Origin of the sequence: Tropicimonas sp. IMCC6043 (assembly GCF_004146235.1) — a bacterium.
In the GTDB taxonomy this organism is placed as follows: Bacteria; Pseudomonadota; Alphaproteobacteria; order Rhodobacterales; family Rhodobacteraceae; genus Tropicimonas.
Genome location: NZ_SELO01000022.1, coordinates 26438 through 49908 on the forward strand (window position 1 = coordinate 26438; position 23471 = coordinate 49908).

26 protein-coding genes are annotated in these 23471 nt (G+C 66.3%); 15 read left to right on the forward strand and 11 right to left on the reverse strand.

The window, feature by feature from the left end; genetic code table 11:
• Window positions 1-301: 301 nt before the first annotated feature.
• The 5 genes from EU800_RS17560 to EU800_RS17580 form a co-directional block, all read right to left on the reverse strand.
• A complete protein-coding gene (locus EU800_RS17560; protein ID WP_165354718.1) occupies window positions 302-745 on the reverse strand; it encodes a MaoC family dehydratase in 444 nt (147 codons plus the stop codon).
• A gap of 232 nt (window positions 746-977) precedes the next feature.
• Window positions 978-1844 carry a TIGR01459 family HAD-type hydrolase gene (locus EU800_RS17565; RefSeq protein WP_129634332.1) on the reverse strand — a complete coding sequence of 289 codons (867 nt, stop codon included), beginning with the start codon at window positions 1842-1844 and terminating at the stop codon, window positions 978-980.
• A gap of 171 nt (window positions 1845-2015) precedes the next feature.
• Window positions 2016-2936 (reverse strand): manganese-dependent inorganic pyrophosphatase, encoded by a 921-nt coding sequence (locus EU800_RS17570; protein ID WP_129634333.1) that lies wholly within the window; start codon window positions 2934-2936, stop codon window positions 2016-2018.
• A 131-nt stretch (window positions 2937-3067) separates the two neighbouring features.
• Window positions 3068-3829, reverse strand: coding sequence for a Stf0 family sulfotransferase (locus EU800_RS17575; RefSeq protein WP_129634334.1), 762 nt, complete (start codon window positions 3827-3829; stop codon window positions 3068-3070).
• A gap of 75 nt (window positions 3830-3904) precedes the next feature.
• On the reverse strand, window positions 3905-4129 hold the full coding sequence (locus EU800_RS17580) for a hypothetical protein (protein WP_129634335.1): 225 nt from the start codon (window positions 4127-4129) through the stop codon (window positions 3905-3907).
• 565 nt (window positions 4130-4694) lie between these two features.
• On the opposite strand from EU800_RS17580, the gene EU800_RS17585 reads away from it, so the two are divergent.
• The 3 genes from EU800_RS17585 to EU800_RS17595 all read left to right on the forward strand — a co-directional run bounded on the left by EU800_RS17585 (window position 4695) and on the right by EU800_RS17595 (window position 8012).
• Window positions 4695-4982, forward strand: a complete 288-nt coding sequence (locus EU800_RS17585) for a co-chaperone GroES (RefSeq protein WP_129634336.1) — start codon at window positions 4695-4697, stop codon at window positions 4980-4982.
• A 56-nt stretch (window positions 4983-5038) separates the two neighbouring features.
• Window positions 5039-6682 (forward strand): chaperonin GroEL, encoded by a 1644-nt coding sequence (gene groL, locus EU800_RS17590; protein WP_129634337.1) that lies wholly within the window; start codon window positions 5039-5041, stop codon window positions 6680-6682.
• Between the two features lie 187 nt (window positions 6683-6869).
• Window positions 6870-8012 carry a hypothetical protein gene (locus EU800_RS17595; protein WP_129634338.1) on the forward strand — a complete coding sequence of 381 codons (1143 nt, stop codon included), beginning with the start codon at window positions 6870-6872 and terminating at the stop codon, window positions 8010-8012.
• Between the two features lie 8 nt (window positions 8013-8020).
• Here the strand turns inward: EU800_RS17595 and EU800_RS17600 are convergent, their stop codons facing one another.
• Both EU800_RS17600 and EU800_RS17605 read right to left on the reverse strand, forming a co-directional pair.
• Window positions 8021-8497 (reverse strand): NUDIX domain-containing protein, encoded by a 477-nt coding sequence (locus tag EU800_RS17600; protein ID WP_129634339.1) that lies wholly within the window; start codon window positions 8495-8497, stop codon window positions 8021-8023.
• Window positions 8494-8733: a hypothetical protein gene (locus tag EU800_RS17605; RefSeq protein WP_129634340.1), complete on the reverse strand. Its 240-nt coding sequence runs from the start codon at window positions 8731-8733 to the stop codon at window positions 8494-8496. The genes EU800_RS17600 and EU800_RS17605 overlap by 4 nt, the downstream gene beginning before the upstream one ends.
• A 305-nt stretch (window positions 8734-9038) precedes the next feature.
• On the opposite strand from EU800_RS17605, the gene EU800_RS17610 reads away from it, so the two are divergent.
• From EU800_RS17610 to EU800_RS17630, 5 genes are all read left to right on the forward strand, one after another.
• Entirely contained in the window at window positions 9039-9335 is a 297-nt protein-coding gene (locus EU800_RS17610) for a DUF6455 family protein (protein ID WP_129634341.1), read from the forward strand.
• Between the two features lie 13 nt (window positions 9336-9348).
• Complete coding sequence (locus tag EU800_RS17615; protein ID WP_129634342.1) at window positions 9349-9612, forward strand: DUF6455 family protein; 264 nt, start codon at window positions 9349-9351, stop codon at window positions 9610-9612.
• Entirely contained in the window at window positions 9609-9989 is a 381-nt protein-coding gene (locus tag EU800_RS17620) for a YigZ family protein (protein WP_129634343.1), read from the forward strand. Before EU800_RS17615 ends, EU800_RS17620 begins: the two co-directional genes overlap by 4 nt.
• 244 nt (window positions 9990-10233) lie before the next feature.
• Window positions 10234-10638, forward strand: coding sequence for a TadE/TadG family type IV pilus assembly protein (locus EU800_RS17625; protein WP_129634344.1), 405 nt, complete (start codon window positions 10234-10236; stop codon window positions 10636-10638).
• Between the two features lie 19 nt (window positions 10639-10657).
• A complete protein-coding gene (locus EU800_RS17630) occupies window positions 10658-12154 on the forward strand; it encodes a TadE/TadG family type IV pilus assembly protein (RefSeq protein ID WP_165354719.1) in 1497 nt (498 codons plus the stop codon).
• 36 nt (window positions 12155-12190) lie between these two features.
• Here EU800_RS17630 and rimO read toward each other — a convergent pair whose 3' ends face one another.
• From rimO to EU800_RS17650, 4 genes are all read right to left on the reverse strand, one after another.
• Window positions 12191-13573, reverse strand: a complete 1383-nt coding sequence (gene rimO / locus EU800_RS17635) for a 30S ribosomal protein S12 methylthiotransferase RimO (protein ID WP_129634382.1) — start codon at window positions 13571-13573, stop codon at window positions 12191-12193.
• A gap of 157 nt (window positions 13574-13730) precedes the next feature.
• The gene (locus tag EU800_RS17640; RefSeq protein ID WP_129634346.1) at window positions 13731-14492 is read right to left on the reverse strand and encodes an ABC transporter permease; all 762 of its coding nucleotides are present in this window, start codon (window positions 14490-14492) and stop codon (window positions 13731-13733) included.
• Window positions 14489-15424, reverse strand: coding sequence for an ABC transporter ATP-binding protein (locus EU800_RS17645; protein ID WP_129634347.1), 936 nt, complete (start codon window positions 15422-15424; stop codon window positions 14489-14491). Before EU800_RS17645 ends, EU800_RS17640 begins: the two co-directional genes overlap by 4 nt.
• A 116-nt stretch (window positions 15425-15540) precedes the next feature.
• Window positions 15541-16149: a GcrA family cell cycle regulator gene (locus EU800_RS17650; protein WP_129634348.1), complete on the reverse strand. Its 609-nt coding sequence runs from the start codon at window positions 16147-16149 to the stop codon at window positions 15541-15543.
• 146 nt (window positions 16150-16295) lie between these two features.
• Between EU800_RS17650 and EU800_RS17655 the strand changes: the two genes are divergently transcribed.
• The 7 genes from EU800_RS17655 (at window position 16296) to glmM (ending at window position 23455) form a co-directional block, all read left to right on the forward strand.
• Complete coding sequence (locus EU800_RS17655; RefSeq protein WP_242500618.1) at window positions 16296-17099, forward strand: ABC transporter permease; 804 nt, start codon at window positions 16296-16298, stop codon at window positions 17097-17099.
• Between the two features lie 281 nt (window positions 17100-17380).
• The gene (locus tag EU800_RS17660) at window positions 17381-18568 is read left to right on the forward strand and encodes an aspartate aminotransferase family protein (protein WP_129634349.1); all 1188 of its coding nucleotides are present in this window, start codon (window positions 17381-17383) and stop codon (window positions 18566-18568) included.
• Between the two features lie 84 nt (window positions 18569-18652).
• Entirely contained in the window at window positions 18653-19579 is a 927-nt protein-coding gene (gene argF, locus EU800_RS17665) for an ornithine carbamoyltransferase (protein WP_129634350.1), read from the forward strand.
• Window positions 19580-19658: 79 nt separating this feature from the next.
• Window positions 19659-20045 carry an ester cyclase gene (locus EU800_RS17670; RefSeq protein WP_129634351.1) on the forward strand — a complete coding sequence of 129 codons (387 nt, stop codon included), beginning with the start codon at window positions 19659-19661 and terminating at the stop codon, window positions 20043-20045.
• A 96-nt stretch (window positions 20046-20141) separates the two neighbouring features.
• Window positions 20142-21056 carry a dihydroneopterin aldolase gene (locus EU800_RS17675; RefSeq protein ID WP_129634352.1) on the forward strand — a complete coding sequence of 305 codons (915 nt, stop codon included), beginning with the start codon at window positions 20142-20144 and terminating at the stop codon, window positions 21054-21056.
• Between the two features lie 30 nt (window positions 21057-21086).
• Window positions 21087-22115 carry a dihydropteroate synthase gene (gene folP / locus EU800_RS17680; protein ID WP_129634353.1) on the forward strand — a complete coding sequence of 343 codons (1029 nt, stop codon included), beginning with the start codon at window positions 21087-21089 and terminating at the stop codon, window positions 22113-22115.
• Window positions 22112-23455, forward strand: coding sequence for a phosphoglucosamine mutase (gene glmM / locus EU800_RS17685; protein WP_129634354.1), 1344 nt, complete (start codon window positions 22112-22114; stop codon window positions 23453-23455). The genes folP and glmM overlap by 4 nt, the downstream gene beginning before the upstream one ends.
• Window positions 23456-23471: the final 16 nt, after the last annotated feature.

Consider the following 23471-nt stretch of genomic DNA (forward strand, 5'->3'; position numbering starts at 1 on the left):
CTAGCGGCGGCGTCGGGAGAGCGCAAGCGGCAGGACAGGGAGGGCGCCGGGGTAGACCGGGTATCGGTAGATTCCGCCCCTGGCGGCGAGGACGCGCGAACTGGCGCGCGGCATCGGAAGTCGTGTCGACGCGACTGGAAGACTGGCTTGCCCGTCTATCGGCTCGACAACGTTTGGCCCGCTGCGACACTGGCAGGTCGTCCCACACAGGCACGGCGCAGGTCGAGGCCAGATGCCACGCCGCGCGCTCGCCTCGATTTCGCGCCGAACGCAGGCCCCGGCTGCAACGCACGCGTTCCTGTCAGTCCAGCTTGCGGGAGGGCGCGAGCACGTTGGCCTCGCCGCGCAGAACGACCGTGTCGCCGATCCTGGCCTCCGTGAACAGCTTCACGCGGCGCTTCTTGTGGTCGATCTCGGAGACTTCCACCTCGACATGGACGATGTCGCCCGGGCGCACCGGGGCCATGAATTTCAGCGTCTGGCCGAGATAGACGGTGCCGTGTCCGGGAAGCTGCTCGCCGATCACGGCCGAGATCAGCCCGGCGGTCAGCATGCCATGGGCGATGCGCCCCTGGAACATCGTCTCCTTGGCGTATTCCTCGTCAAGGTGGACCGGGTTTCGATCGGTCGAGACCTCGGCGAACTTCTCGATATCCTCGTCGGTGATGAGCTTGGTCAGATCGCGCTTCATCCCGACCTCGAGGTCTTCGAGGAAAACGGTCTGGCCAGCGTCATTGTCGAGCATCATGCGAAATCCTTGCGTTGTTGTCGCCTTCCTAGCGGATATCCGGCTGTGCCGCAACGCAGAAAGAAAGAAGACGCAACTCTCCCATGCGTCACGTGCAAGATAATTTCTCAGATTCTCCAATATTTGATGAATCTCCGATGCGCTCGCTCGGAGAAACCGCTTTTGGCGCTAACATTTCTGCATTGCGGCGCTAACATTTCGCCATCGCAGAGGAACCCATGCGCTGCGTTCAGCGCAGGAAGCCCATCGCGTAGGTAACCGACATCAGGTGCGACGATAGGTATTCCGCAAGCGCTTTGGGGTCGGGCTGCCGCTCGGTGCCCGTTTCCTTGGCGGCCAGACCGCCGGTGATGAAAATGACATCAAGCCCTTCTCCGACCGCGCCTTTCACGTCGGTGGCGATGCCGTCGCCGATGCAGACGATTCGATCATCGGACACGTCGGCGTGCTCGGACAGGCGTCTGCGGGCGAGGTCGTAGATGGCCGGTTGCGGCTTGCCGAAATAGAGGCTCTCGCCGCCCATTTCGGTAAAGAGCTCTGCAAGCGCTCCGGCCGCATATTCGCGCGTATCGCCGCGGTCGACGATGACGTCCGGGTTGGCGCAGAGCAGCTTGATCCCCTGGGTCTTGGCATAGAGCAGCTTGCCGCGCGAGTCCTCGGGCTGCTCGTCCTCGGGCAGCCCGGTGACCGCGAGCCCTTCGGCCTCTTCGAGGGGGACGCGCGTGATCGGGACCGGGTTATCGAGGATGTGCAGAGGCTCGAAGAAGGAAAGGTCGCGTTCCTCACCGATGTGGTGGACCTTGGAGCCGATGGCACCGGAAAACATAGCCAGGCGCGCGGAGTCGCCGGAGGTGGCGATGGAATCGTAGCAATCCGCCGGGACATCGAAGTGCGTGAGTTGCTCGGCGATCGCGGCGCGCGGCCTGGGTGCATTGGTGAGCAGCACGACCTTGCCCCCCTTGGCGCGAAAGCTGCGGCAGGCCGCGACCGCTTCGGGAAAAGCTATGATGCCGTTATGCATGCAGCCCCAGAGATCGACGAAGGCGGCGTCATACCTGTCCGAGATCTCGGCGAATGTCTCGATGATACGGGTCATGGGGTCTCCGGAGCCGGTTTGGACGCTGTCAGCGTCGCCTGCGGGCGCTATAGCGCAGGCCCGGCCGTCCCGGTAGGGGGCGCGATGCCTCCGCATCCGTTTCGCGGCAATCGGCGGTGCGCGCGCCTTGGCCGGCAGGGCGGGTGCCCCGCCGGACCCGGTCGGTTCGAATCACATCTTGAGATTCGGGATGATCTGTTTCTTGCGGCTGAGGATGCCGGGAAGGACGACGCTGTCGCCGGAGACCGTCGCGCCGAAGCTCTTCTCTGCGACGGTCTTGACGGTGTCGTTGGGGATCAGCAGCGTCGCCTCCTCCTTGAGGATGTCGATGACGAAGAACAGGACGTGATCGACGCCGTCCTCGGCGCAGACGGTCTTCATCGTCTCGACGATCGATGCCTTGCGGTCGAGCGGGATCTGCGGCGCCGTGGTCTCGAGGACCGAGACGCGGAATTTCACCCCGTCGATCTCGTTGATCTTGGAATCCATCCGGATCAGCTCGGCATCGGAGAAGGCGGAGACGTCGGACTTGGCCGCGAACATCTCGGCGGCGTAGCCGGCGATGTCGATGCCGAGATCGGCGGCGAGGCTCTCGGCCAGCGCCTTGTCGTGCTCGGTGGTGGTCGGCGAGCGGAATTCCATCGTATCGCTGAGGATGCAGGAGAGCATCGCGCCCTTGATGGCTTCCGGCATCTTGGCGGCGTCGGCGCCCATCAGGTCGTGCATGATCGTGGCGGTGCAGGCCAGCGGGCGCATCGTGATGTCGATCGGCGATTTCGTCTTGATGCCGCCGGTAAGCTTGTGGTGGTCGATGATCTGAAGCAGGTCGGCCGCGTTGATGTCGGCGGGCAGTTCGTCGGGATTGTTGGTGTCAACGACGACGCAGGGGGCCGCTTCGCCGACCGTCTCGATGATCTCGGGCTTGGCCAGCGACCAGCGCTCCAGAACGAAGGCGGCCTCGGTATTGGGTTCGCCGAGCAGCTTGGCCTCGGCCGGCCGGCCCTGGATCTCGGAGAGATACCAGGCCCAGATGATCGGGGAGCCGGTGCTGTCGGTGTCGGGGGCCTTGTGGCCGAAAACCTGAATGGTCATGGGTGCTTTCCGTCTGAACTTACCAAGTCGCGGCCCTTTTAGCGGGCCGGGGACGGTAAGTCATGGTCTGTTTGCACGCGACACGCCGGTTTTTGCTGCAACGCGGCGAGCGCGTCCGACGTGCAGAGCCCTCAGCTCGGGGAGATGTCGTCGAGCAGGCGGCGTTTCCAGTCGAGGCTGGTTTCGTCGGCCAGCCGGGCGGTGCCGGGAACGATCCCGTCCGCGGCCGCCGGGTCGAGGCCGAGTGACGCGAGCACAAGGGCAAGACAGGCGCGGGGATCCTCGGCGAGGGAGTTGTAGCTCAGGCGCAGGGGAGAGATGCCTTCGGCGGCGAACCACGCCTCCCAGGCGCTGTCGAAGGCCTCGAATTCCGACTGCCGCGCCCTGAGCGCCGCGCTGTCGTAGTGAGGGGTTCGCGGCGGGCTGAGCCGCTCGAGTTCGGTTCCGTCGGGCGCCCGGTGCCAGAGCCCGGACTGCCGCGCCTTTTCGAAGGAGATCGCCTGGTCGAGCTTGTTCTGCCGGGTCAGGTGGATGAACAGCGTGGGCCCGAAGGCTGCCTCGATACGAGCCCGGTCCCCGGTGAGTCCCGGGTGGAGCAGGGCGAGTTGCCGGACGAAGAAGTCGAAGCTCTGGCGCTGCAGGCGCAGGCCGAACACATCGGTCTCTCCACGACCGTGGGCGATCGCCGCCTTGAGGACTGCTCTGAGCGCGTCCGTCTCGGACATCGTGGCGTCAGGCCGGATGTCATAGGTCGCGAGCCAGCGGGCAAGCGACGGCGTGTGGAAATGCGAGTCCGGAGATCCGGCGACACCGCTCGCTTCCAGAAGGCTGCAGAGCATCGTGCTGCCGCTCCGCGGCGACGTGCAGAGAATGTAGGACTCGATGCGGCTCATATGCTGCGTCTCACTTGGTCTCACCGCGGGAAGGCGGCCCCGCCCGGATCGGGCCGGGGCCGGGGATTGGCGATCTCACGGCAGGGGCATGGCCCGTAGCCAGAGAACCCACCGCGGCGCCCAGTCCCACAGCCGGCGCAGCGGGCGCGGGCGCGGCTGCGGCGGGGCATCGGTTTCGAGAAGCGCTTCGACCTCGGCGCGGACGGCCGGGATATCGGGAAGGTCGACGAAGCGCAGGCTGTCCCGCTCAGGGAATCGGGTCGACGCAATCTGCGTCTCCAGGAAGGTCGGATGTGTCATGTCTCGTCTCGAAGATAATTCTGTCGAAGATGGCGGCGGCCAGTTGGCCACAATGGGATTGCGCACGCGCGGCGCGGGTGCGGGTAAGGGTAAGGGTGATGCTGGTCATGAAAGGAAACCTCTCTGGTCGGAATGATGGGTCTGGTTTGCCCGTACGGGCGGAAAGGAAGGGAAGGGTCTCCGGGGAGCCGGACTCGCGATCGGTTCTGGGCTTTGCAATACGGGCAAGACGACGCCTGCGCGTTTGAGCATTTGAATCTGGAACTGGTCGGTCGGGAGGTCAGCCTGCGCGAGGCGCATGGCCGGAGAGCTGGGGCCTGATCAGCAGGCGGAAAGTCGGATGCTCGTCATTTAGGTACCTCCTCACGTCGGGAACGCGGTGACGGGTCCCTAGCACATTGCGACCGGAACGCCTACATCGGGCGGACGGCAAGAAAAAATCTGTGGCATTTCTGCCGGAAGACCTGTTGACAGCCACATCGCGCTTCCCTACATCCGGCTCGTTAGCACTCGCCGACGGTGAGTGCCAAGAATCGAAACATCAAGAACGTAGGAGCGTTCCGACATGGCATTTACTCCGCTTCATGACCGGGTCCTGGTCGAACGTGTCGAAGGCGAAGAGAAGACCGCAGGCGGCCTGATCATCCCCGATACGGCAAAGGAAAAGCCCGCCGAAGGCATCGTGAAAGCCTGTGGCGAAGGCGCGCGCAAGGATAGCGGCGAACTGGTCCCGATGTCCGTCAAGGAAGGCGACAAGATCCTGTTCGGCAAGTGGTCCGGCACCGAGATCAAGCTCGACGGCAAAGACCTGCTGATCATGAAGGAAAGCGACATTCTGGGCATCATTTCCTGAGCCCGGGACGATCCGCACCTTCAAGTCCAACAACGAAATTCCAGGAGTAGCACGCAATGTCTGCTAAAGACGTCAAGTTCGAATCCGACGCCCGCAACAAGATGCTCAAGGGCGTCAACATCCTCGCCGACGCGGTGAAGGTCACCCTCGGCCCCAAGGGCCGCAACGTCGTCATCGAGAAGAGCTTCGGTGCCCCCCGCATCACCAAGGACGGCGTCACCGTCGCCAAGGAGATCGAACTCGAGGACAAGTTCGAGAACATGGGCGCTCAGATGGTGAAGGAAGTCGCTTCCCGCACCAATGACGAGGCCGGCGACGGCACCACCACCGCCACCGTGCTCGCCCAGGCGATCATCCGCGAGGGCCTCAAGTCGGTTGCTGCCGGCATGAACCCGATGGACCTCAAGCGCGGCATCGACCTCGCCGTCGCCAAGGTGATCGAGAACATCAAGGCCTCCGCCCGCGACGTGACCGACAGCGACGAAGTCGCCCAGGTCGGCACCATCTCCGCCAACGGCGAGATCGAGATCGGCCGCCAGATCGCCGATGCGATGCAGAAGGTCGGCAACGAGGGCGTCATCACCGTCGAAGAGAACAAGGGCCTGGAGACCGAGACCGAAGTCGTCGAAGGCATGCAGTTCGACCGCGGCTACCTCTCGCCCTACTTCGTGACCAACCCGGACAAGATGATTGCCGAGCTGGAAGACGTCATGATCCTGCTGCACGAGAAGAAGCTCTCGTCGCTGCAGCCGATGGTGCCGCTCCTCGAGTCGGTCATCCAGTCCGGCAAGCCGCTCCTGATCATCGCCGAGGATGTCGAGGGCGAGGCCCTGGCCACGCTCGTCGTCAACAAGCTGCGCGGCGGCCTGAAGATCGCTGCCGTCAAGGCGCCGGGCTTCGGCGACCGTCGCAAGGCCATGCTGCAGGATATCGCCATCCTGACCGGCGGCCAGGTGATCTCCGACGATCTCGGCATGAAGCTCGAGAACGTGACCATGGACATGCTCGGCACCGCCAAGCGCGTCTCGATCACCAAGGACGAGACCACCATCGTCGACGGACATGGCGAGAAGGCCGAGATCGAGGCCCGCGTCGCCCAGATCCGTCAGCAGATCGAGGACACGACCTCCGATTACGACCGCGAGAAGCTGCAGGAGCGGGTTGCCAAGCTCGCTGGTGGCGTCGCTGTCATCCGCGTTGGCGGCATGACCGAGGTCGAGGTGAAGGAGCGCAAGGACCGCGTCGATGACGCGCTGAACGCCACCCGCGCCGCGGTTCAGGAAGGTGTCGTCGTCGGTGGCGGTGTCGCCCTGATGCATGGCGCCAAGGCGCTCGCCGGTCTCGAAGGTGCGAACTCCGACCAGAACGCGGGTATCGCGATCGTCCGCCGCGCCCTCGAGGCGCCGCTGCGCCAGATCGCCGAGAACTCCGGCGTCGACGGCTCGGTCGTGGCCGGCAAGATCCGCGAGAGCGAGGACGAGACCTTCGGCTTCAACGCCCAGACCGAGGAATATGGCGATCTCTTCAAGTTCGGCGTGATCGACCCCGCAAAGGTCGTGCGCACCGCGCTGGAAGACGCTGCTTCGGTTGCCTCGCTGCTGATCACCACCGAGGCCATGGTCGCCGACAAGCCGGAGCCGAAAGGCGGCGCGGCAGGTGGCGGCATGCCCGACATGGGCGGCATGGGCGGCATGATGTAATCACGCCCTGCACGCTGCAGAGTCCGGAAAGGGGTCGCATTTCGCGGCCCCTTTTCGCATTTCGGGCGGGGGCGCTTCCGGCCGTGCCGTGCCCGGTGCGCATGCCGGTCGCCGGCTTCTCTTGCACCGACTCGCCATCGGGCGCATCAAGAGGCCGACGCGCGTCCAACAGCAATGGAGACGGACCATGCGCAGTTTTCTTGCCATGAATGCGATCGTTCTCGGGCTGGCGCTCGCGCCCGCCGCGCTGCGGGCGGAGGACACGGCACAACAGTTGCGTATCGGCAATGACCTGTTCGCTGCTGGCGGGGATGTGGCGATCGAGGCGGAGGGGCTCGACGACATTTTCGCGGTCGGCGGCGAGGTGGTGCTTGCCGCGCCGGTCGCGGGCACAAGCCACATGGCCGGCCGCGAGCTGTCCGTCACCGCTCCGCTCGGGGGCGATCTCTATGCGGCGGGCATGTATGTGACCTTGGAGGCCGATGTCGCGGGCGATGTCACGGCGGCCGGCTACAGGCTGAGCTTTCCCGGCGCCATTGGCGGCGATCTCCGCGCCAGCGGCGCGCGCGTCACGCTCCGCGGCCCGGTGGCGGGCTACGCGCTGCTCGCCGGCCGGACGCTGCGCCTCGAAGGCCCGGTGGAGGGCGATGTCTCGCTCGCCGGTAGGACCATCGAATTCGGCGAGGCGGCGCGGGTCGGCGGCACGCTGCGCCTCTATGCCGACGATCCCGAGGCGATCGAGGTGCCCGAACGCGTTGCCCCGACCTCCCGAATCGAGCGCCACGAGGCGGATGCGTTCGAGGGTGTCGACTCGGTGCCGGTGCCCAGACCGGTCAGCCCAGCCGCGCGCGTCCGGGGCTTCTTCACGGGCGTGGCATTCCTCGCGGTGCTTGCGGCGCTCCTCGCCGCCATCGCCCCCGACTGGCTCGCCGATCTTCGCCGCACCGCGCTCGCCCGCCCCGGTCGCAGCCTCTGGATCGGTTTTCTCGGCGAGGCCAGTCTCTTCGGCGCGGTCGTCGTTCTGGGCCTCACTCTGATCGGCCTGCTTGCGGCGCCTGTCCTGATCCTGCTGGCCGTCCTGTTCGGCTTTTTGGGCTATATCGTGGGCATCTATGTGCTCGGTGTCGGTACGACCGGCCTGCTGAACCGGCCGCATCCGGAGACCTTCGGCGAGCGCGCGGTCGCAGCGCTGGTCGGCGCCTTCGCCGCGGCACTCATCGCGCTGGTGCCGATGCTCGGCTGGATCCTCCTGCTCTGTATCGCGCTTGTCGGCTGCGGCGCGATCCTCGAACGCGCTTTCCGGCCGCGACTCCTGGGACGGGCCGACTGAGAGCGGCTTCAGCGCACAAGATCTTCGAGAGGATCGTAGAGAATCCCATCGCCCCACGCGGCTGCGGCCAGCGCGTCGGGTTTGACCCGGAGATCGTTCATTTCCGACCGGGTCACCCACCGGCGGCGCATGACGATTCCCTCGGGGTCGCGCCAGTTCTCCGAGAGCGTCCCGCCGACGAGCCGGCAGCGAAAGAAGATCTCGACCTGGTGGAACCCGCTGCCGGGATCGTGGAACTCGTTGACGAGGCAGGGCGCACCGACCGTGATCAAGAGCCCGGTTTCCTCGGACACCTCACGCGCGAGGTTGTCGGGCAGCGAAAGGCCGGGTTCGGCGCCGCCGCCCGGCGCGCACCAAAGATCGCTGTGCGGCCCCGGCCAGGCGTTGACGAGCAGGAGGCGATCCGCGTCGCGCAGGATTGCGCGAACGGCGAGCCGGGGGCTGCGGCCGGACGGAAGCGGGGGCGTTTCCTGATGGTCGCTCAGCGGTCTGCCTCGCGCAGCCGGTAGATCCCCTCCGGCAGGTTGAGCGCCGCCGTCAGGTCGCGCAGCTGTCCCGGCGAAAGAGTGATCTTCTGTACCCGGTCAGTCCGCGCATCCAGCTGCTCGATGGTCACGCAGTCCTCGAAGGCGTTGATCGTGATATCCTCGTTGATCGGGGCAGGGCCCTCGTCGACGAGCGTGATCACGGTGGAATCGAATTCGTGCTCGATGGTAAACATGCCCGCAGCCTAACCGGCGGCGGCGGTGCTGTCAGCCTCTGCTACGCCGCTGCCCGGGGTCGATTTCTGCCCGGCTTTCCTTGGTGTGATATCGACGCCCCGGGCGGATGTCTGCCCGTTTTCAATCTGCCCGGTTTCCAACCACTGGTGCTGAAATTCCGGGCGCAAGGTGGCCGGAGGCGCGGAAAACAGGCGTAATCTGGCACTCAGCCGCCGCCGTCGCCGACTTGCTTGACCTGAATCAAGGCGCGCCGGGGCATGGAATGCGACGCCTGCCCGGCACACACACGACGGGGGTATGCGCGATGAAACCACTTGGCCCGGAACGCGATCACTATTGGCTGGCGCTCTCGATGGCCAAGGCTGCCGGAGTCGACCTCCAAGCCGCCATCGATGCGGGCCGGTTCAGCCAGGAGAAATGGGCGCGGACCGTGCAGCGCTGCCGCAGCTGCGAATGGGGTGCGGATTGCCCGACCTGGCTGAACGAGAATCCCGAGATCGAGACCGCGCCGGACACTTGCGCCAATGCACAGCTCTTCGCGGCGCTCAAGGCGGCACAGACCGGCCGGCGCGCGGCGTTCGAAGAGGTCATGGAAGGCTGAGGAGGCTCCTCCGATGACCATGCAGGGGAATACCTACTTTCATTTCTGGCTGACGCGAAGCGTCGGCCGAACCATCGGACTCAATTTCTCGCAGGCGATCGGAGACGGTCGCCTGGACGCAGAGGAATACCGCAATCTGGTATATTCCTGCCAGACCTGTCCCTGTGTGGAATCTTGCCAGCGCTGGCTCGCGGGCCAGCGGTCCACGCCGCGGGTGACGCGCCCGCCAACCTTCTGCCGGAATGCGCGCAAGCTTGAGGCGCTCAAGCCGCATTGAGCTGGGAACGGGACGAGACTGGCCTCGATGTCTTCGAGTCGATCCTGAGCGATCGCGGCTCGACCTATGCCGTGTCCGGCGGGCCGGCAAACAGCCGTGCCGAGGCCCTCAACCTTCTCAAGCAGCTCCGCCGGCGAAAGAAATTTGCCAAGGCCACGCATAACAGCTGGGCGGTAATCCTACCCGAGGGACCGGTGAAGAACGACGATGGCGAGAGCGGTGCGGGGCAGGTGATCCTGCGCATGCTGGAGCGTGCGGACCTGAGGGACCATGTCATCGTGGTGACGCGCTGGTATGGCGGGGTGAAGCTCGGCGGGGACCGGTTCCGGCACGTCCAGACAGCGGTGCGATACTACCTCGACAACCGACGCCGCTGATCGGCGGGGCGCTGACCCTTGAGCATTGTGGGGCCGCGGCCGGTGCTGTCGTCCCCTTTATCTGACATCCGGGTTTCCCGCCTGCCGGGGCGCCATTTCAGTCCTCCGGATTGAGGCGGGAATCCAGCGGGATTCGCGCAGGCCGTGCCCATTTTCCGCAATGTCGCCCTAAAGTTGCTTGACGCTTCAGTAAGAAGAGAGCGTGCGAGGCGCGTCGACGCCGTTGTCTGTAGAAGGTGAGATCATGAAGTTTCTCGTCGATGCAATCACCCGGTTCCGCCGCCGGCAGGACGGCTCGATGGCCATCGAATTCGTGATCATGGTGCCGCTCTTCGTGGCGATGATTTCCGGTGTTGTCGATCTCAGCCGGATCTATGTCGACCAGGCCAATTACTACAGTGTCGCCCGGGACACCGCCCGGATCGTCGCGCGGCATGGGATGTCGGACACGAGCGCGGAAACCTACGCCACCCGCCGCCTCGCCGAACTGACCGATGCAGAGGCCGAAATCGATGTGACGAGTTCCAAGGACAACGTCACGGTATCGATCTCCGCGCCTGTGAGCGTCCTGGCCAAGTTCGGTTTCCTCGATTTCCTGCAGGGCACCAGCCTGTCGGCCACGGTCGTCCATTCCCTTGAGCCTGTTTGATCCCCCGAAGGACAGTATCGTGTTGATTCACAAGTTTCTTCGTTCCGATGGCGCCGCCGCCGGCATCTGGAGCATTTTCGTCTTTCTCGCCTGCGCCGTCGTCGCCGGGCTCGCCGTCGACGGAACCAATGCGCTTCGCGCGCGCGAGCAGTTGCAGTCCACGGCCGATATCGCGGCACATGCGGGCATCGTCGAACTCGCCAAGGGCGGCAGCCGGAACGACATCCGCGCCGCGGTCGCCGCCAGCGTGGAGAGCAACATGCCGAGGGATCTCTTTGGCAACCCGATCGGCGCGTCCACCGACGCGATCGCCATCGGCAGCTATGAAGACGGCAAGCTTGTCACGTCCAGCACGGGTGACGACGACACCGTCGCCCTGACTTTGATCCGCGCGCCCAGCCTCGGCAACGCGGTCCCGACCTTCCTCCTGAAGCTCGTCGGCCTGAATTCCTGGACCATCGTGGCCAACAGCGCCGCGACTTTCGGCGCGTCCGAGGACTGTGCCGCGAATGACGGCATCTTTGCGCGCGGTGGCATCAAGATGACCTCGACTGCCGAAATCGGCGCAGATTTCTGCTTCTATTCCAAGGAATACGTCGAGATGTCGAACCATAACGCGTTCCTTCCCGACTCCCATGTGGGCATGCCGGACCTCGCGGATTGCAGCCACTGCACGGACGATCACAACCCGGGCGTGGAAGACGCGCGCTTCGCCAGCAACCTGATTCTCGAGGATGTGGGCGAGCATATCGATGCCGTCGTCTCCTCCCTGCTCGGGACCAGCTCGGACAGCGCGCCGAAAGACGCGTTCGAATCACGCGTAACGCTCGGCTACGACATGACGCCGCTCACGGATCTCGGCTATCCCGTCGCCCAGATGAAGCTTGGCGCCGTGATTTCGATCTCCGCAGGCGATTTCGAGACGCTGGACTTCGTTCCGGCCGGCCTGATCTACGCGGTCTACTGCGACGGGCCACTCGACGCCTACGGTGCGGTGACCCCGATCAAATTAGGCGGCGAGGACAAGACAACCACCGGCGGTGGGTCGAACGCGAACGTCAAGACCCTGTCGCTGGAGACCGGTTCCGGTGTCGCGGTTTCAGATGTCGCCGTCGTCACCGATTGCAGGCTCGACTTCGGCAACACCGCCGAGATCACCAACGCCGTCATCGCCACGGTCTCCAACTCCAACCAGTCGGTCAGCGCCAGCTCCCAGGCGCGGATCGGGTCGCGCCTGCTGGTCTGCCCGTCGACCGAAAAGGTGGTGATCATGTCCAAGGGTGACATGTCCGTCCCGGCTGGCATGGAGACCAACAACGTGGATTTCTACATCGTAGGCGATGTTCATCTCGCGTCGGGCACTTCGACCCAGTCCACGAAGCTGGGCACCAGCTTCTATGTCGGAGGCGAGATGCACATTGCTGCGCAGGGCAGCTGGCATGCCTGCGGCGACAAGCCGGATCCGCTCGATGCCGAGATCAAGGTGATGCGGCACGTGATCGTCGCGGGCAGCTAGGTCCCATTCGCCGCGCCGCAGGCGAAGGCTTCAGCGTCAGACCAGCCGGCCCCAGAGGTCGTATTCGCTCGCCTCGTCTACTTCGACGGTGACGATCTGGCCCGGCGTCAGCGCCTCGTGCCCGTCGTCGATGAAAAGATTTCCGTCGATCTCCGGCGCGTCTGCCTTGGTGCGGCAGGTGGCTGCGTCCTCCTCGACGAGGTCGACGATCACCTCCATCCTCTGCCCGACCTTGGCCGCGAGCTTGGCCTCCGAGATCGCCTGCGCCTTTTCCATAAAGCGCTCCCACCGCTCCTGCTTGAGTTCGGCGGGGATGTGGCCGGGCAGGGTGTTCGAGCGGGCGCCGGCGACGTTTTCGTATTGGAAACATCCGACCCGGTCGAGCTTTGCCTCCTCAAGCCAGTCGAGCAGGTGTTCGAACTCCGCCTCCGTCTCGCCCGGATAGCCGACGATGAAGGTTGAACGAAGGGTGAGGTCCGGGCAGATCGCGCGCCAGGCGGCGATCTCGTCAAGCGTCTTCGCCGCGGCGGCCGGGCGCGCCATGCGGCGGAGCGTGTCGGGATGGGAATGCTGGTAGGGGATGTCGAGATAGGGCAGGACCAGCCCCTCGGCCATCAGCGGAATCAGTTCGCGGACATGCGGGTAGGGATAGATGTAGTGCAGCCGGACCCAGGCGCCGAACTGCCCGAGTTCGCGGGCCAGATCGGTAATGTGGCTGCGGACTTCGCGGTCTTTCCAGGGATGCGTGTCATGCTTGCGGTCGACGCCATAGGCCGAACTGTCCTGGCTGATGACCAGTAGCTCTTTCACGCCCGAGTCCACCAGCTTCTCCGCCTCGCGCAGCACCGCGTGGGCGGGCCGACTGGCGAGGCGGCCGCGCATGTCGGGGATGATGCAGAAGCGGCATTTGTGGTTACAGCCCTCGGAGATCTTGAGATAGCTGTAATGACGCGGCGTGAGCTTCACGCCCGAGGCCGGCATCAGGTCGATGAAAGGATTTGGGTCCGGCGGAACGGCGGCATGGACCGCGTCGAGCACCTGTTCGTATTGATGCGGGCCGGTGACGGCGAGCACCTTCGGGTGCGCGCCGGTGATGTAGTCCGGCTCGGCGCCGAGGCAGCCGGTGACCAGCACACGGCCATTCTCCTTCAGCGCCTCGCCGATGGCCTCAAGGCTCTCGGCCTTGGCAGAGTCTAGGAAGCCGCAGGTATTGACGATCACCGCGTCGGCGCCCGCGTAGTCCGGCGAGATCGCGTAGCCCTCGGCCCGGAGCCGGGTGAGGATGCGCTCGCTGTCGACCAGCGCCTTGGGGCAGCCGAGCGAGACCATGCCGATGGTCGGCTGTCCCGGACGCGTGGTGGTACCGGCCACCTGGGCGCGGGCGAGGTCGGGGCGGAGATCGGGCGGGTTGCTGGACATGTCGCGCGATATAGAGGGCGCGGGCGAGATGGGGAAGGGGGCTGCGATATGGAGGAAGGAGCACTTGGTCACGGCGCCTTCGGCTTGGTTCCGTGACATATGCGCTCGGTCCCGACACCTCAGCCGCCTGACAGCCGCCTGCGTCCGGACCATCCGCTCACGGCTTGATCCGCCACCCTGTCCGAAAGATCCACCAGATCGCAGCCAGGCAGGCCGTCAGGAACAGCGCAATGGCGGCCAGCGAGATGCCGACGGGCACGTCCGCCATTCCGAAAAAGGACCAGCGAAAGCCCGAGATGAGATAGACCACCGGGTTGAACAGGCTAACGGCCTGCCAGGCGGGCGGCAGCATTGTGATGGAATAGAAAGCGCCGCCGAGGAAGACGAGCGGCGTGACGACGAGGAGCGGGATCAGCTGGAGCTGCTCGAAATTTCCCGCCCAGATGCCGATGATGAAGCCCAGCAGAGCGAAACTGACGGCAGTCAGGACGAGGAAGGCGACCATCCAGACCGGGTGCGCGATGGTGAGATCGACGAAGAGCGTCGAGGTTGCGAGGATGATCACGGCAATCATCAGCGCCTTGGTTGCCGCCGCGCCGACATAGCCGATGACGACTTCGATGAAGGAGATCGGTGCCGAGAGCAACTCATAGATCGTGCCGATGAATTTCGGAAAATAGATGCCGAAGGAGGCGTTGGTGATCGACTGCTGCAGGAGCGTCAGCATCACGAGGCCCGGCACGATGAAGGCGCCGTAGGGAATGTTGTCGACCGTGTCGATGCGCGCGCCGATGGCGGTGCCGAAGACGACGAAATAGAGCGACGTGGAGAGCACCGGCGAGACCACCGACTGCGCCAGCGTGCGGAAAGTGCGGTTCATCTCGAAGCGGTAGATGGAGAGGATCGCCTGCCAGTTCATGTCTCGTCCCTCCCGTCGGCCACCAGTTTGAGAAAGACATCCTCGAGCGAACTCTGCCGCGTGGTCAGGTCCTTGAGTTGCAACCCGGCTTCGGCGACGGCGCCGAGCAGGCGTGTCATGCCGGTTCGCTCGGCATGAGCGTCGAATTCGTAGGTCAGGTGCAGGCCGTCCTCCGAGCGTTGGAGGGCGAACTCGGCGAGGCTCGACGGCAGTTCGGGCAGCGGTTCGGTCAGTTCGAGCAGCAGTTCCTTTCGGCCGAGCTGGTGCAGCAGCCGCGCCTTCTCCTCGACCAGAAGCAGCCGCCCATGGTCGATCACCCCGATCCGGTCGGCCATTTCCTCGGCCTCCTCGATATAGTGGGTGGTCAGGATGATGGTCACGCCCTCTGAACGAAGCTGCCGGACGAGTTCCCACATCTCGCGGCGCAGCGTCACGTCGACGCCGGCGGTCGGCTCGTCGAGGAACAGCACCCGCGGCTCGTGGCTGAGCGCCTTGGCGATCAGGACCCGCCGCTTCATGCCGCCCGACAGCGCCTGGTTCTTGCTCTTGCGCTTGTCCCAGAGCGAGAGCGCGCGGAGCACCCGCTCGATATGCGCCTCGTCCGATCCCTTGCCGAACAGGCCGCGCGAGAAGCGGACCGTGTTGATGACCTGCTCGAAGGGCTCGATGGTGATCTCCTGCGGCACCAGCCCGATCATCGCCCGCGCGGCGCGATACCCGGTCAGGATGTCATGCCCGCCCACCGTGACGCTGCCCGCGCTCGGCGTGACGAGACCGCAGATGATCGAGATGAGCGTCGTCTTGCCGGCGCCGTTCGGCCCCAGCAACGCGAGTATCTCGCCCTCCTCGATATCGAGACTCACGCCCTTGAGCGCCGTGAACCCGTCGCCATAGGTCTTGGCGAGATCCCTGATCGAAATGATGGCTGACATCGCCCGCCTCCCCGTCCGCACGAGGATGCTCTACCGCAAATGCGGTGCCCATCCAATGCACAGCCCTCTGCGGTACCGCACAGATCCCGTCGGTATGGTCGTCGTCCGGCGCCGGCTCAGCGCCGGCGGTCACGTCGCGATGACATCGGCTGGAAGGCCACGCCGACATGTGCGTCGCAATAGGGCTTGCCCTGCTGGATCGGCAGGCCGCAGAACCAGAAATCTTCCGTCGCCGGGTCGCCGATCGGCCATTTGCAGGTTCGCTCGGTCAATTCCATCAGCGTGAGCTTTCGCGCCTTCTTCTCGACCTCGCGCACCGAGGCCAGCGCCTCGGGGCTGATCTCGTTGGCAGAAGGCTGGGGCGGGAGCGGCTGGCCGGCTGGCACGATCTGGCGACGCGCCGGGGCGGGCGATGCTTCGGCTTCTGTCTCGGGTTCCGCGGCCGTCGCCGGTCCGGGCGCGGCCTCAGTGGCCGTGGCCTCTTCCTTGCCCTGACGGGCCTTGGTCGTCTCCGCCTTGGCGGCGGGTTTCTCGGCCGGAGTGTCCGACTTGGGTTTCTCGTTGCCGCCGCTGCTGCCGTTGCGGTTCGACAGCCCGAGCCGGTGCACCTTTCCGATCACCGCGTTGCGGGTGACGCCGCCGAGCTCCTTTGCGATCTGGCTGGCGCTCTGGCCCTCGCCCCACATCCGCTTCAGGGTCTCGACGCGCTCTTCGGTCCAGGACATGTGCCAGTCTCCAACAGACAAAGCCGGCCCCGGGTATGCCTCCCTGGCGCCGCGCTCATTTTCGGGTTTCGCCTATTCTATGTCGCCCGGATGGGGGTTACAAGCAGCCCCGGATGAGGACCGGCGGCGACAGGCGGGAGAGAGCGATGAGCGAGATCACAAGCATGGGCGAGCGCCGTTTCGGCCGCGTCAACTGGCTGGGCCTGCAAACGCTGGCGGGCCGCGAGATCCGCCGCTTCCTCACCGTCTGGATGCAGACCGTGATGGCGCCACTGGTCACCGCCGGCCTCTTCCTGGCCATCTTCGCCATCGCCATCGGCCCGAGCCGCGGCGATGTGATGGGCTTTGCCTATGTGCATTTCATCGCGCCCGGCATCCTCACCATGACCGTGGTGCAGAACGCCTTCGCCAATACCTCTTCCTCGATCCTCGTCTCCAAGGTGCAGGGCAATATCGTCGATACGCTGATGCCGCCGCTCTCGCCGGGCGAACTTGTCGCGGGCTACATCGCCGGCGGCATTGCCCGCGGGCTGTTCGTCGCTCTCCCGATTGGGCTCGTGATGATGCCGGTGATCGGTATCACGCTCGCCTCGCCGCTCCTGGCGCTGCTCTATATCGCGCTCGGCGCCTCGGTGATGGCCGGCCTCGGGCTTATGGCCGGGATCTATGCGCAGAAATTCGACCAGATGGCCGCGATCACCAATTTCATCATCACGCCGCTCGCCTTCCTGTCCGGCACCTTCTATTCGGTCGACGCCGTGCCCGGCCCGATGCAGGCACTGCTGCACCTCAACCCCATGTTCTACCTGATCGACGGGGTCCGCTATTCGATCCTCGGCGTCTCCGATTCCTCTCCGCTCCTCGGTCTCGCGATCCTCACCACCGCCTCCGCGGCGATCCTCCTGCTCTGCTGGCGGATGATGCGCTCCGGCACGCGGCTCAAGCCCTGAGCGCGGGCGTCCCGGCCCTCGGCTCCAGGCACCGGCCTGGTACGCAAACCGGGCGGGTCGACCAGACCGGCAAAAAGCGCTGGCGCCGTCGCCGGAAGCCGGCTATGAGGCCGCTCATGGCTTCGTCTTGCGCATCTCCCCGCGCGCGCGGCGTCCGACGCCGCGCCTGATCCGCCCCGCTCTTCGCGGGCCGCGGCCCTTTCTGCGCACCGAGCCTTCCCACATTGACACTCCCATAGCCCTCGGGCACTCATTCACACTCTCGACGTGAGGATATTCAAATGGTTCCCTCCATCCTGCCGACCTATAACCGTGCGCCGCTTCACTTCGTAAGGGGCACCGGCTGCTGGATCGAGGAGGCCGATGGCCGACGCTTTCTCGACCTCGGCGCCGGGATCGCCGTCAACGCGCTCGGCCATGCCCATCCGGCGCTGGTCAAGGCGTTGACCGAGCAGGCCTCTGCGCTCTGGCACGTCTCGAACCTGTATCAGATCGACAAGCAGCAGGCGCTGGCGGACAGGCTGGTGGATCTCACCTTCGCCGACACATGTTTCTTCACCAATTCCGGCACCGAGGCGGCCGAACTCGCGATCAAGATGGCGCGGAAATACTGGCACGCGAAGGGAGCGCCGGAGCGGGTCAAGATCCTTACCTTCGAGGGTGCCTTCCACGGCCGCTCCTCGGCAGCCATCGCGGCGGCCGGCTCGGCCAAGATGACCGACGGCTTCGCGCCGCTGCTTCCGGGCTTCGTCAATCTGCCCTTCGGCGATCACGACGCCTTCGCCGAGACGATGAAGGACCCCGAGGTCGGCGCCGTGCTGATCGAGCCGATCCAGGGCGAGGGCGGCATCCGCACGCTCCCCGACACCTGCCTGAAGGGCATCCGCGATCTTTGTGACACGACCGGCGCGCTCCTCATCCTCGACGAGGTGCAGTGCGGCATGGGCCGCACGGGCAAGCTCTTCGCTCATGAATGGGCCGGTATCGAGCCGGACATCATGATGGTGGCGAAGGGCATCGGCGGGGGCTTCCCGATCGGCGCTGTGCTGGCGACGGAGGCGGCCGCCTCCGGCATGACCGCCGGCTCGCATGGCTCGACCTATGGCGGCAACCCGCTCGGCTGTGCCGTGGCGCTCGCCGTCCTCGACATCGTCGCCGAGCCAGCCTTCCTCGATGACGTCGCCCGTCGCGCCGGCCAGTTCCGCCAGGGTCTTGAGGGGCTCGTCGCCTCGCATCCGGAGGTGTTCGAGGAGGTGCGCGGCGAGGGGCTGATGCTCGGCCTCCGCTGCCGGCTTCCCAACACGGATGTCGTCGCCGCGGGCTACGCCGAAGAGGTCCTCACGGTTCCTGCCGCCGAGAACGTCATCCGCCTTCTGCCCGCGCTCAACATCTCCGAGGAGGAGATATCCGAGGCGCTGGCCCGGCTCGACCGCATCGCGCACCGCGCCGCCGCGGCCGCCGCCGCCTGATGCCTTCTTCCGCTTGAAACTATCCTCGGGGGCTCCCGGGGGGCAGACGCCCCCCGGTCCCGCCACCGCCGAAAGACTGACGCCATGAAACATTTTCTCGACATCAACACCACCGACCCGGCTGATCTCCGGAGCATCATCGACAGCGCGCTTGCCCGGAAACAGGCCCGCGCCGGCCGCCCCAAGGGCATGCCCGACGACGACCTCGCGCTCGAGGGCCGCATGGTGGCGCTGATCTTCGAGAAGCCGTCGACCCGGACTCGCGTCTCCTTCGATGTCGGCGTGCGCCAGATGGGCGGGCAGACCATGGTGCTCTCGGGCAAGGAGATGCAGCTCGGCCATGGCGAAACCATCGCCGATACCGCCCGCGTGCTTTCCCGCTATGTCGATCTGATCATGATCCGCACGTTCGAGGAGGCGGTTCTGCTGGAACTCGCCGAATTCGCCGACGTGCCGGTGATCAACGGGCTGACCGACCGCTCCCATCCCTGCCAGATCATGGCCGACATCCTCACCTTCGAGGAGCATCGCGGCCCGATTGCCGGCAAGAAGGTGGTCTGGTCGGGCGATGGCAACAATGTCTGCGCCTCCTTCCTCCACGCCGCCGGCCAGTTCGGCTTCGACCTGACCTTCACCGGCCCTCAGGTGCTCGACCCGGAGGATGTCTTCGTCGGCGAGGCACGCAGAAAGGGGGCGCAGATCACCATCGAGCGCGACCCGTTCAAGGCCGTCGAGGGCGCCGACCTCGTCGTCACGGACACCTGGCTCTCGATGCATGACAGCCAGTCCGCCCAGGAGCGCCGGCACAACCTGCTGCGCCCCTACCAGGTCAACGAGGAACTGATGAAGGCGGCCGGTCCGGAGGCGCTCTTCATGCATTGCCTGCCGGCGCATCGCGGCGAGGAAGCCACCAGCGCGGTGATGGACGGGCCGCAATCGGTGATCTTCGACGAGGCCGAGAACCGGCTGCATGTCCAGAAGGCGATCATGCGCTGGTGCCTCGCGGGCTGAATACCCGCGCCGCACCGCGTTGCGGCGCGGGAGTTTCCCGTTATCCTGCCGGGCATTCGAGGCAGAGGGGCGCGCGGGCATGACCAGGGACGAGCTTTCGGCGATTTATCGCGGCTACATTGCCTGCCTCAACCACCAGGACTGGACCGACCTCGGCCGCTACGTCCATGACGATGTCTGTCGCAACGGCGACCCGGTCGGGCTAGCCGGCTACCGGGCCATGCTCGAAGCGGATTTCCGCGCGATCCCCGATCTGAGCTTCCGCATCGCGCTCCTCGTCTGCGATCCGCCGCGCATCGCCAGTCGCCTCGCCTTCGACTGCACGCCAGTGGGTGACTTCTTCGACATGCCGGTCAACGGCAGGCGGGTCCGGTTCGAGGAGAACGTCTTCTACGAGTTCCTCGACGGCCGGATCCGCAATGTCTGGTCGATCATCGACACGGCTGCCATCGCCCGACAGATATGAGCCTTCCGACCGGCCGACCGGCCGGGAGTCGCCGCTGGCGGCCCCGCGGTCGTTTCGGGCGTGGCGCCCGGCCGGTTTTTCGGTCATGAACGGCGCATGACCCGCGACCTGACCCTTGCCTTCTCCCATCCGGAGTCCCGCGCCGCCGCGACCGCGCCCGAGGACGCGCCGCGCGACCGGATCTCGCTCCGGGACTACATCCGCGCGGTCGAGATCGGCGCCTTCCAGGAAGAGCGCGGCGTCGCACAGCGGCTGCGTTTCAACATCGTCGTGGAAGTTGGCCGCGCCGGCGCCCCTGTGGCCGACGACGTCGACCGCATCCTGAGCTATGACACGATCACGGAGGCGGTGGACGCCGCGCTCGCCGAGGAGCGGCTGAGCCTGCTCGAGACGCTGGCCGAGCGGATCGCGGAGCGTCTGCTCGCGGAGCCCCGCGCCCGCCGCATCTTCGTCCGCATCGAGAAGCTCGACCGCGGTCCCTTCGCCCTCGGCGTCGAGATCGAGCGCAGCCGCGCCCGGGCGGCGCCGGTGGAACCTCGCGCCGACAGCTTCGCTCGCCCGCTCGTGGTCTTTCTCTCGAACGCCGCCATTGCCGATCCCCGGCTTCCCGCCTGGCTCGATGCGCTGGAGGCCCGGCAGCGGCCGGTGGTGCTGACGGTCGGCCTGCCGGAGGCGCCGCCTCCCGTGGCCGGAGCGCCGATGCCGCAGCGGCGCATCGACCTTCTGGCACTCGAACAGAACGCCTGGGTGCTCGCCGCGCGCGACCGGCGCTGCCTCGTGGTGGAGAGCCGCACCGAGATCACCCACGCAATCCATGCCGGCCGCATCACCGTCTGGGCGCCTTCGAAGATCGTGCTCGATTCCGTCGAGGGCCCGGACGTCGCGCCGCGCGATGCCGCCGGCCTCGCCGCCTGGTTTGCCGGCGTGCTCGGGGCCGAGCGACTCCTTGGTCTCGGCGCGGACCTGCCCGGCGGCGAGCGGCTGGCGCTTGCCGACGAGCTCGATCTGTAGCACATCGGCGCCAGAGCCGCGGAGGCTGCGATGAGCGCTTATTACCGACCTATTCCCTGTTTCGACCCGGCCCGGCCGTCCGACGCGCTGCCGCTCGCCGGAGGCTGGTGCCATTTCGACCGTGTCGAGCGTCTCGCACGCGGAGCGCCGCCCGAAATCCTACACGCAAGCGACGTGCCGGAGGCAGTTCTGGCGCGCCTCACCGCGCCGCGCGAGGCAATCTGCGGCGTCGGCATGGCGGCGCCTCGGCTTATGGGCATCCTCAACGTGACGCCCGACAGCTTCTCCGACGGCGGGCTGCACGACGCTCCTGCCGCCGCGCTCGCCCATGCCCGCGCCATGGCGGCGCAAGCGGATTTCATCGATATCGGCGGGGAATCTACCCGGCCCGGCGCCAAGGAGGTCTCCGTCGAAGAGGAGATCCACCGCACCGCGCCGGTGATCGCGGCGATGCGCGCCACCGGCATTTCCCGGCCGGTCTCGATCGACACCCGCAAGGCCGCAGTTGCTGCGGCGGCGCTCGATGCCGGGGCCGACATGGTCAACGACGTCTCCGGCCTCGGCTTCGACCCTGCGCTGGCACCCCTCGTCGGAGCGCGCGGCGCGCCGCTCTGCGTGATGCATTCCATCGCTACGCCCGAGACGATGCAGCAGGATCCGCGCTATGGCGATGTGCTGCTCGACGTCTACGATTTCCTCGAGGAGCGGGTGGTGCGCGCGGAGGCGGCTGGCATCCCGCGTGCGCGGATCCTCGTCGACCCGGGCATCGGCTTCGGCAAGACGCTGGCGCACAACCTCGCATTGCTGGCCCGCATCTCGCTCTTTCACGGGCTCGGCTGCCCCATCCTGCTCGGCGTTTCGCGCAAGCGGATGGTCGGAGAGCTGGGGCGGGCGGCGGAGGCCCGCGCACGCACACCGGGGTCCATCGCCGCGGGGCTTGCCGCGGTGGCGCAAGGCGTGCAGGTTCTGCGCGTTCATGACGTGGCCGAGACGGCGCAGGCGCTGCGCCTGTTTTTGGCGGCAACAACCGGGCAGCGCCCCGAGGAGGACGAGGCATGAGCAGGAAGCTCTTCGGCACAGACGGCGTTCGCGGCACCGCCAACACCCATCCGATGACCGCCGAGATGGCGCTCCGGCTCGGCGCCGCCGCCGGCAGGTATTTCCGCCGCGACCAGTCGGCCGCCCATCGCGTGGTGATCGGCAAGGACACCCGCCTCTCCGGCTACATGTTCGAGACTGCGCTGACCGCCGGGCTCACCTCGACCGGCATGAACGTGCTGCTGCTCGGCCCGGTGCCGACCCCGGCAGTGGGATTTCTCACCAAGTCGATGCGCGCCGATCTCGGCATCATGATCTCGGCCTCCCATAACCCGGCGCATGACAACGGCATCAAGTTCTTCGGCCCCGACGGCTTCAAGCTCTCCGACGAGGCGGAGGCGGAGATCGAGAACCTGGTCGAGAGCGGCGTCGTCGCCGCGAAGGCGATGAATATCGGCCGCGCGCAGCGTATCGACGACGGCCGCTTCCGTTATGTCGAGCGCGCCAAGCAGAGCTTTCCGAGCGACCTGACGCTGAACGGGCTCAAGGTGGTGATCGACTGCGCCCATGGTGCGGCCTACCGGACCGCGCCGGCGGTGCTCTGGGAACTCGGCGCCGACCTCGTGGAGATCGGCGTCGCGCCCAACGGCCTCAACATCAACGACCGCTGTGGCTCGACCCATGTCGCCACCGCGGCCGAGGCAGTCAAGGCGCATGGTGCGGATGTCGGCATCTGCCTCGACGGCGACGCCGATCGGGTGATGATCCTCGACGAGCGGGGCCAGGTGGCCGATGGCGACCAGCTGATGGCGCTGCTGGCGACGCGATGGGCCGCCTCCGGAAGGCTCCGGGGCGGCGCGCTGGTGGCCACGGTGATGTCCAACCTCGGCCTCGAGCATTACCTCTCGGGGCAGGGGTTGGCGCTCGAGCGCACGCCGGTGGGTGACCGCTACGTGGTCGAACGAATGCGCGCGGGCGGCTGGAATCTCGGCGGTGAGCAGTCGGGGCATGTCGTGATGACCGATTACGCGACCACCGGCGACGGGCTGATCGCGGCGTTGCAGTTCCTCGCCGCCATGGCCGAAACCGGCAAACCCGCCTCGGCGCTGGCGCGCAGCTTCGAGACCGTGCCGCAACTCCTCAAGAACGTGCGCTATGAGGCGGGCAGCGCGCCGCTCGAGGCTGAGGCCGTTCAGGCCGCGATCGCGGATGCCGAAGCGAAGCTCGCCGGCAACGGCCGGCTGCTGATCCGCAAGTCCGGCACCGAGCCGCTGATCCGGGTGATGGCCGAGAGCGAGGACCCGCAGCTCATGCAGCGGGTCGTCGACGAAATCGTCGGCGCGGTGGAAGAGGCCGTCTGAGCGGCGGCGCCGGTCA

What these genes read in the sequence shown, in the direction of transcription:
- EU800_RS17625 (WP_129634344.1), top strand. Translation starts at nt 10,234, where the DNA reads ATGAAGTTTCTCGTCGATGCAATCACCCGGTTCCGCCGCCGGCAGGAC.
- EU800_RS17615 (WP_129634342.1), top strand. Translation starts at nt 9,349, where the DNA reads ATGACCATGCAGGGGAATACCTACTTTCATTTCTGGCTGACGCGAAGC.
- EU800_RS17640 (WP_129634346.1), bottom strand. Translation starts at nt 14,492, where the DNA reads ATGAACTGGCAGGCGATCCTCTCCATCTACCGCTTCGAGATGAACCGC.
- argF (WP_129634350.1), top strand. Translation starts at nt 18,653, where the DNA reads ATGAAACATTTTCTCGACATCAACACCACCGACCCGGCTGATCTCCGG.
- EU800_RS17650 (WP_129634348.1), bottom strand. Translation starts at nt 16,149, where the DNA reads ATGTCCTGGACCGAAGAGCGCGTCGAGACCCTGAAGCGGATGTGGGGC.
- EU800_RS17595 (WP_129634338.1), top strand. Translation starts at nt 6,870, where the DNA reads ATGCGCAGTTTTCTTGCCATGAATGCGATCGTTCTCGGGCTGGCGCTC.
- EU800_RS17580 (WP_129634335.1), bottom strand. Translation starts at nt 4,129, where the DNA reads ATGACACATCCGACCTTCCTGGAGACGCAGATTGCGTCGACCCGATTC.
- glmM (WP_129634354.1), top strand. Translation starts at nt 22,112, where the DNA reads ATGAGCAGGAAGCTCTTCGGCACAGACGGCGTTCGCGGCACCGCCAAC.
- EU800_RS17655 (WP_242500618.1), top strand. Translation starts at nt 16,296, where the DNA reads ATGAGCGAGATCACAAGCATGGGCGAGCGCCGTTTCGGCCGCGTCAAC.
- EU800_RS17560 (WP_165354718.1), bottom strand. Translation starts at nt 745, where the DNA reads ATGCTCGACAATGACGCTGGCCAGACCGTTTTCCTCGAAGACCTCGAG.
- EU800_RS17565 (WP_129634332.1), bottom strand. Translation starts at nt 1,844, where the DNA reads ATGACCCGTATCATCGAGACATTCGCCGAGATCTCGGACAGGTATGAC.
- rimO (WP_129634382.1), bottom strand. Translation starts at nt 13,573, where the DNA reads ATGTCCAGCAACCCGCCCGATCTCCGCCCCGACCTCGCCCGCGCCCAG.
- EU800_RS17570 (WP_129634333.1), bottom strand. Translation starts at nt 2,936, where the DNA reads ATGACCATTCAGGTTTTCGGCCACAAGGCCCCCGACACCGACAGCACC.
- EU800_RS17575 (WP_129634334.1), bottom strand. Translation starts at nt 3,829, where the DNA reads ATGAGCCGCATCGAGTCCTACATTCTCTGCACGTCGCCGCGGAGCGGC.
- EU800_RS17645 (WP_129634347.1), bottom strand. Translation starts at nt 15,424, where the DNA reads ATGTCAGCCATCATTTCGATCAGGGATCTCGCCAAGACCTATGGCGAC.
- EU800_RS17610 (WP_129634341.1), top strand. Translation starts at nt 9,039, where the DNA reads ATGAAACCACTTGGCCCGGAACGCGATCACTATTGGCTGGCGCTCTCG.
- EU800_RS17660 (WP_129634349.1), top strand. Translation starts at nt 17,381, where the DNA reads ATGGTTCCCTCCATCCTGCCGACCTATAACCGTGCGCCGCTTCACTTC.
- folP (WP_129634353.1), top strand. Translation starts at nt 21,087, where the DNA reads ATGAGCGCTTATTACCGACCTATTCCCTGTTTCGACCCGGCCCGGCCG.
- EU800_RS17670 (WP_129634351.1), top strand. Translation starts at nt 19,659, where the DNA reads ATGACCAGGGACGAGCTTTCGGCGATTTATCGCGGCTACATTGCCTGC.
- EU800_RS17585 (WP_129634336.1), top strand. Translation starts at nt 4,695, where the DNA reads ATGGCATTTACTCCGCTTCATGACCGGGTCCTGGTCGAACGTGTCGAA.
- EU800_RS17675 (WP_129634352.1), top strand. Translation starts at nt 20,142, where the DNA reads ATGACCCGCGACCTGACCCTTGCCTTCTCCCATCCGGAGTCCCGCGCC.
- groL (WP_129634337.1), top strand. Translation starts at nt 5,039, where the DNA reads ATGTCTGCTAAAGACGTCAAGTTCGAATCCGACGCCCGCAACAAGATG.
- EU800_RS17605 (WP_129634340.1), bottom strand. Translation starts at nt 8,733, where the DNA reads ATGTTTACCATCGAGCACGAATTCGATTCCACCGTGATCACGCTCGTC.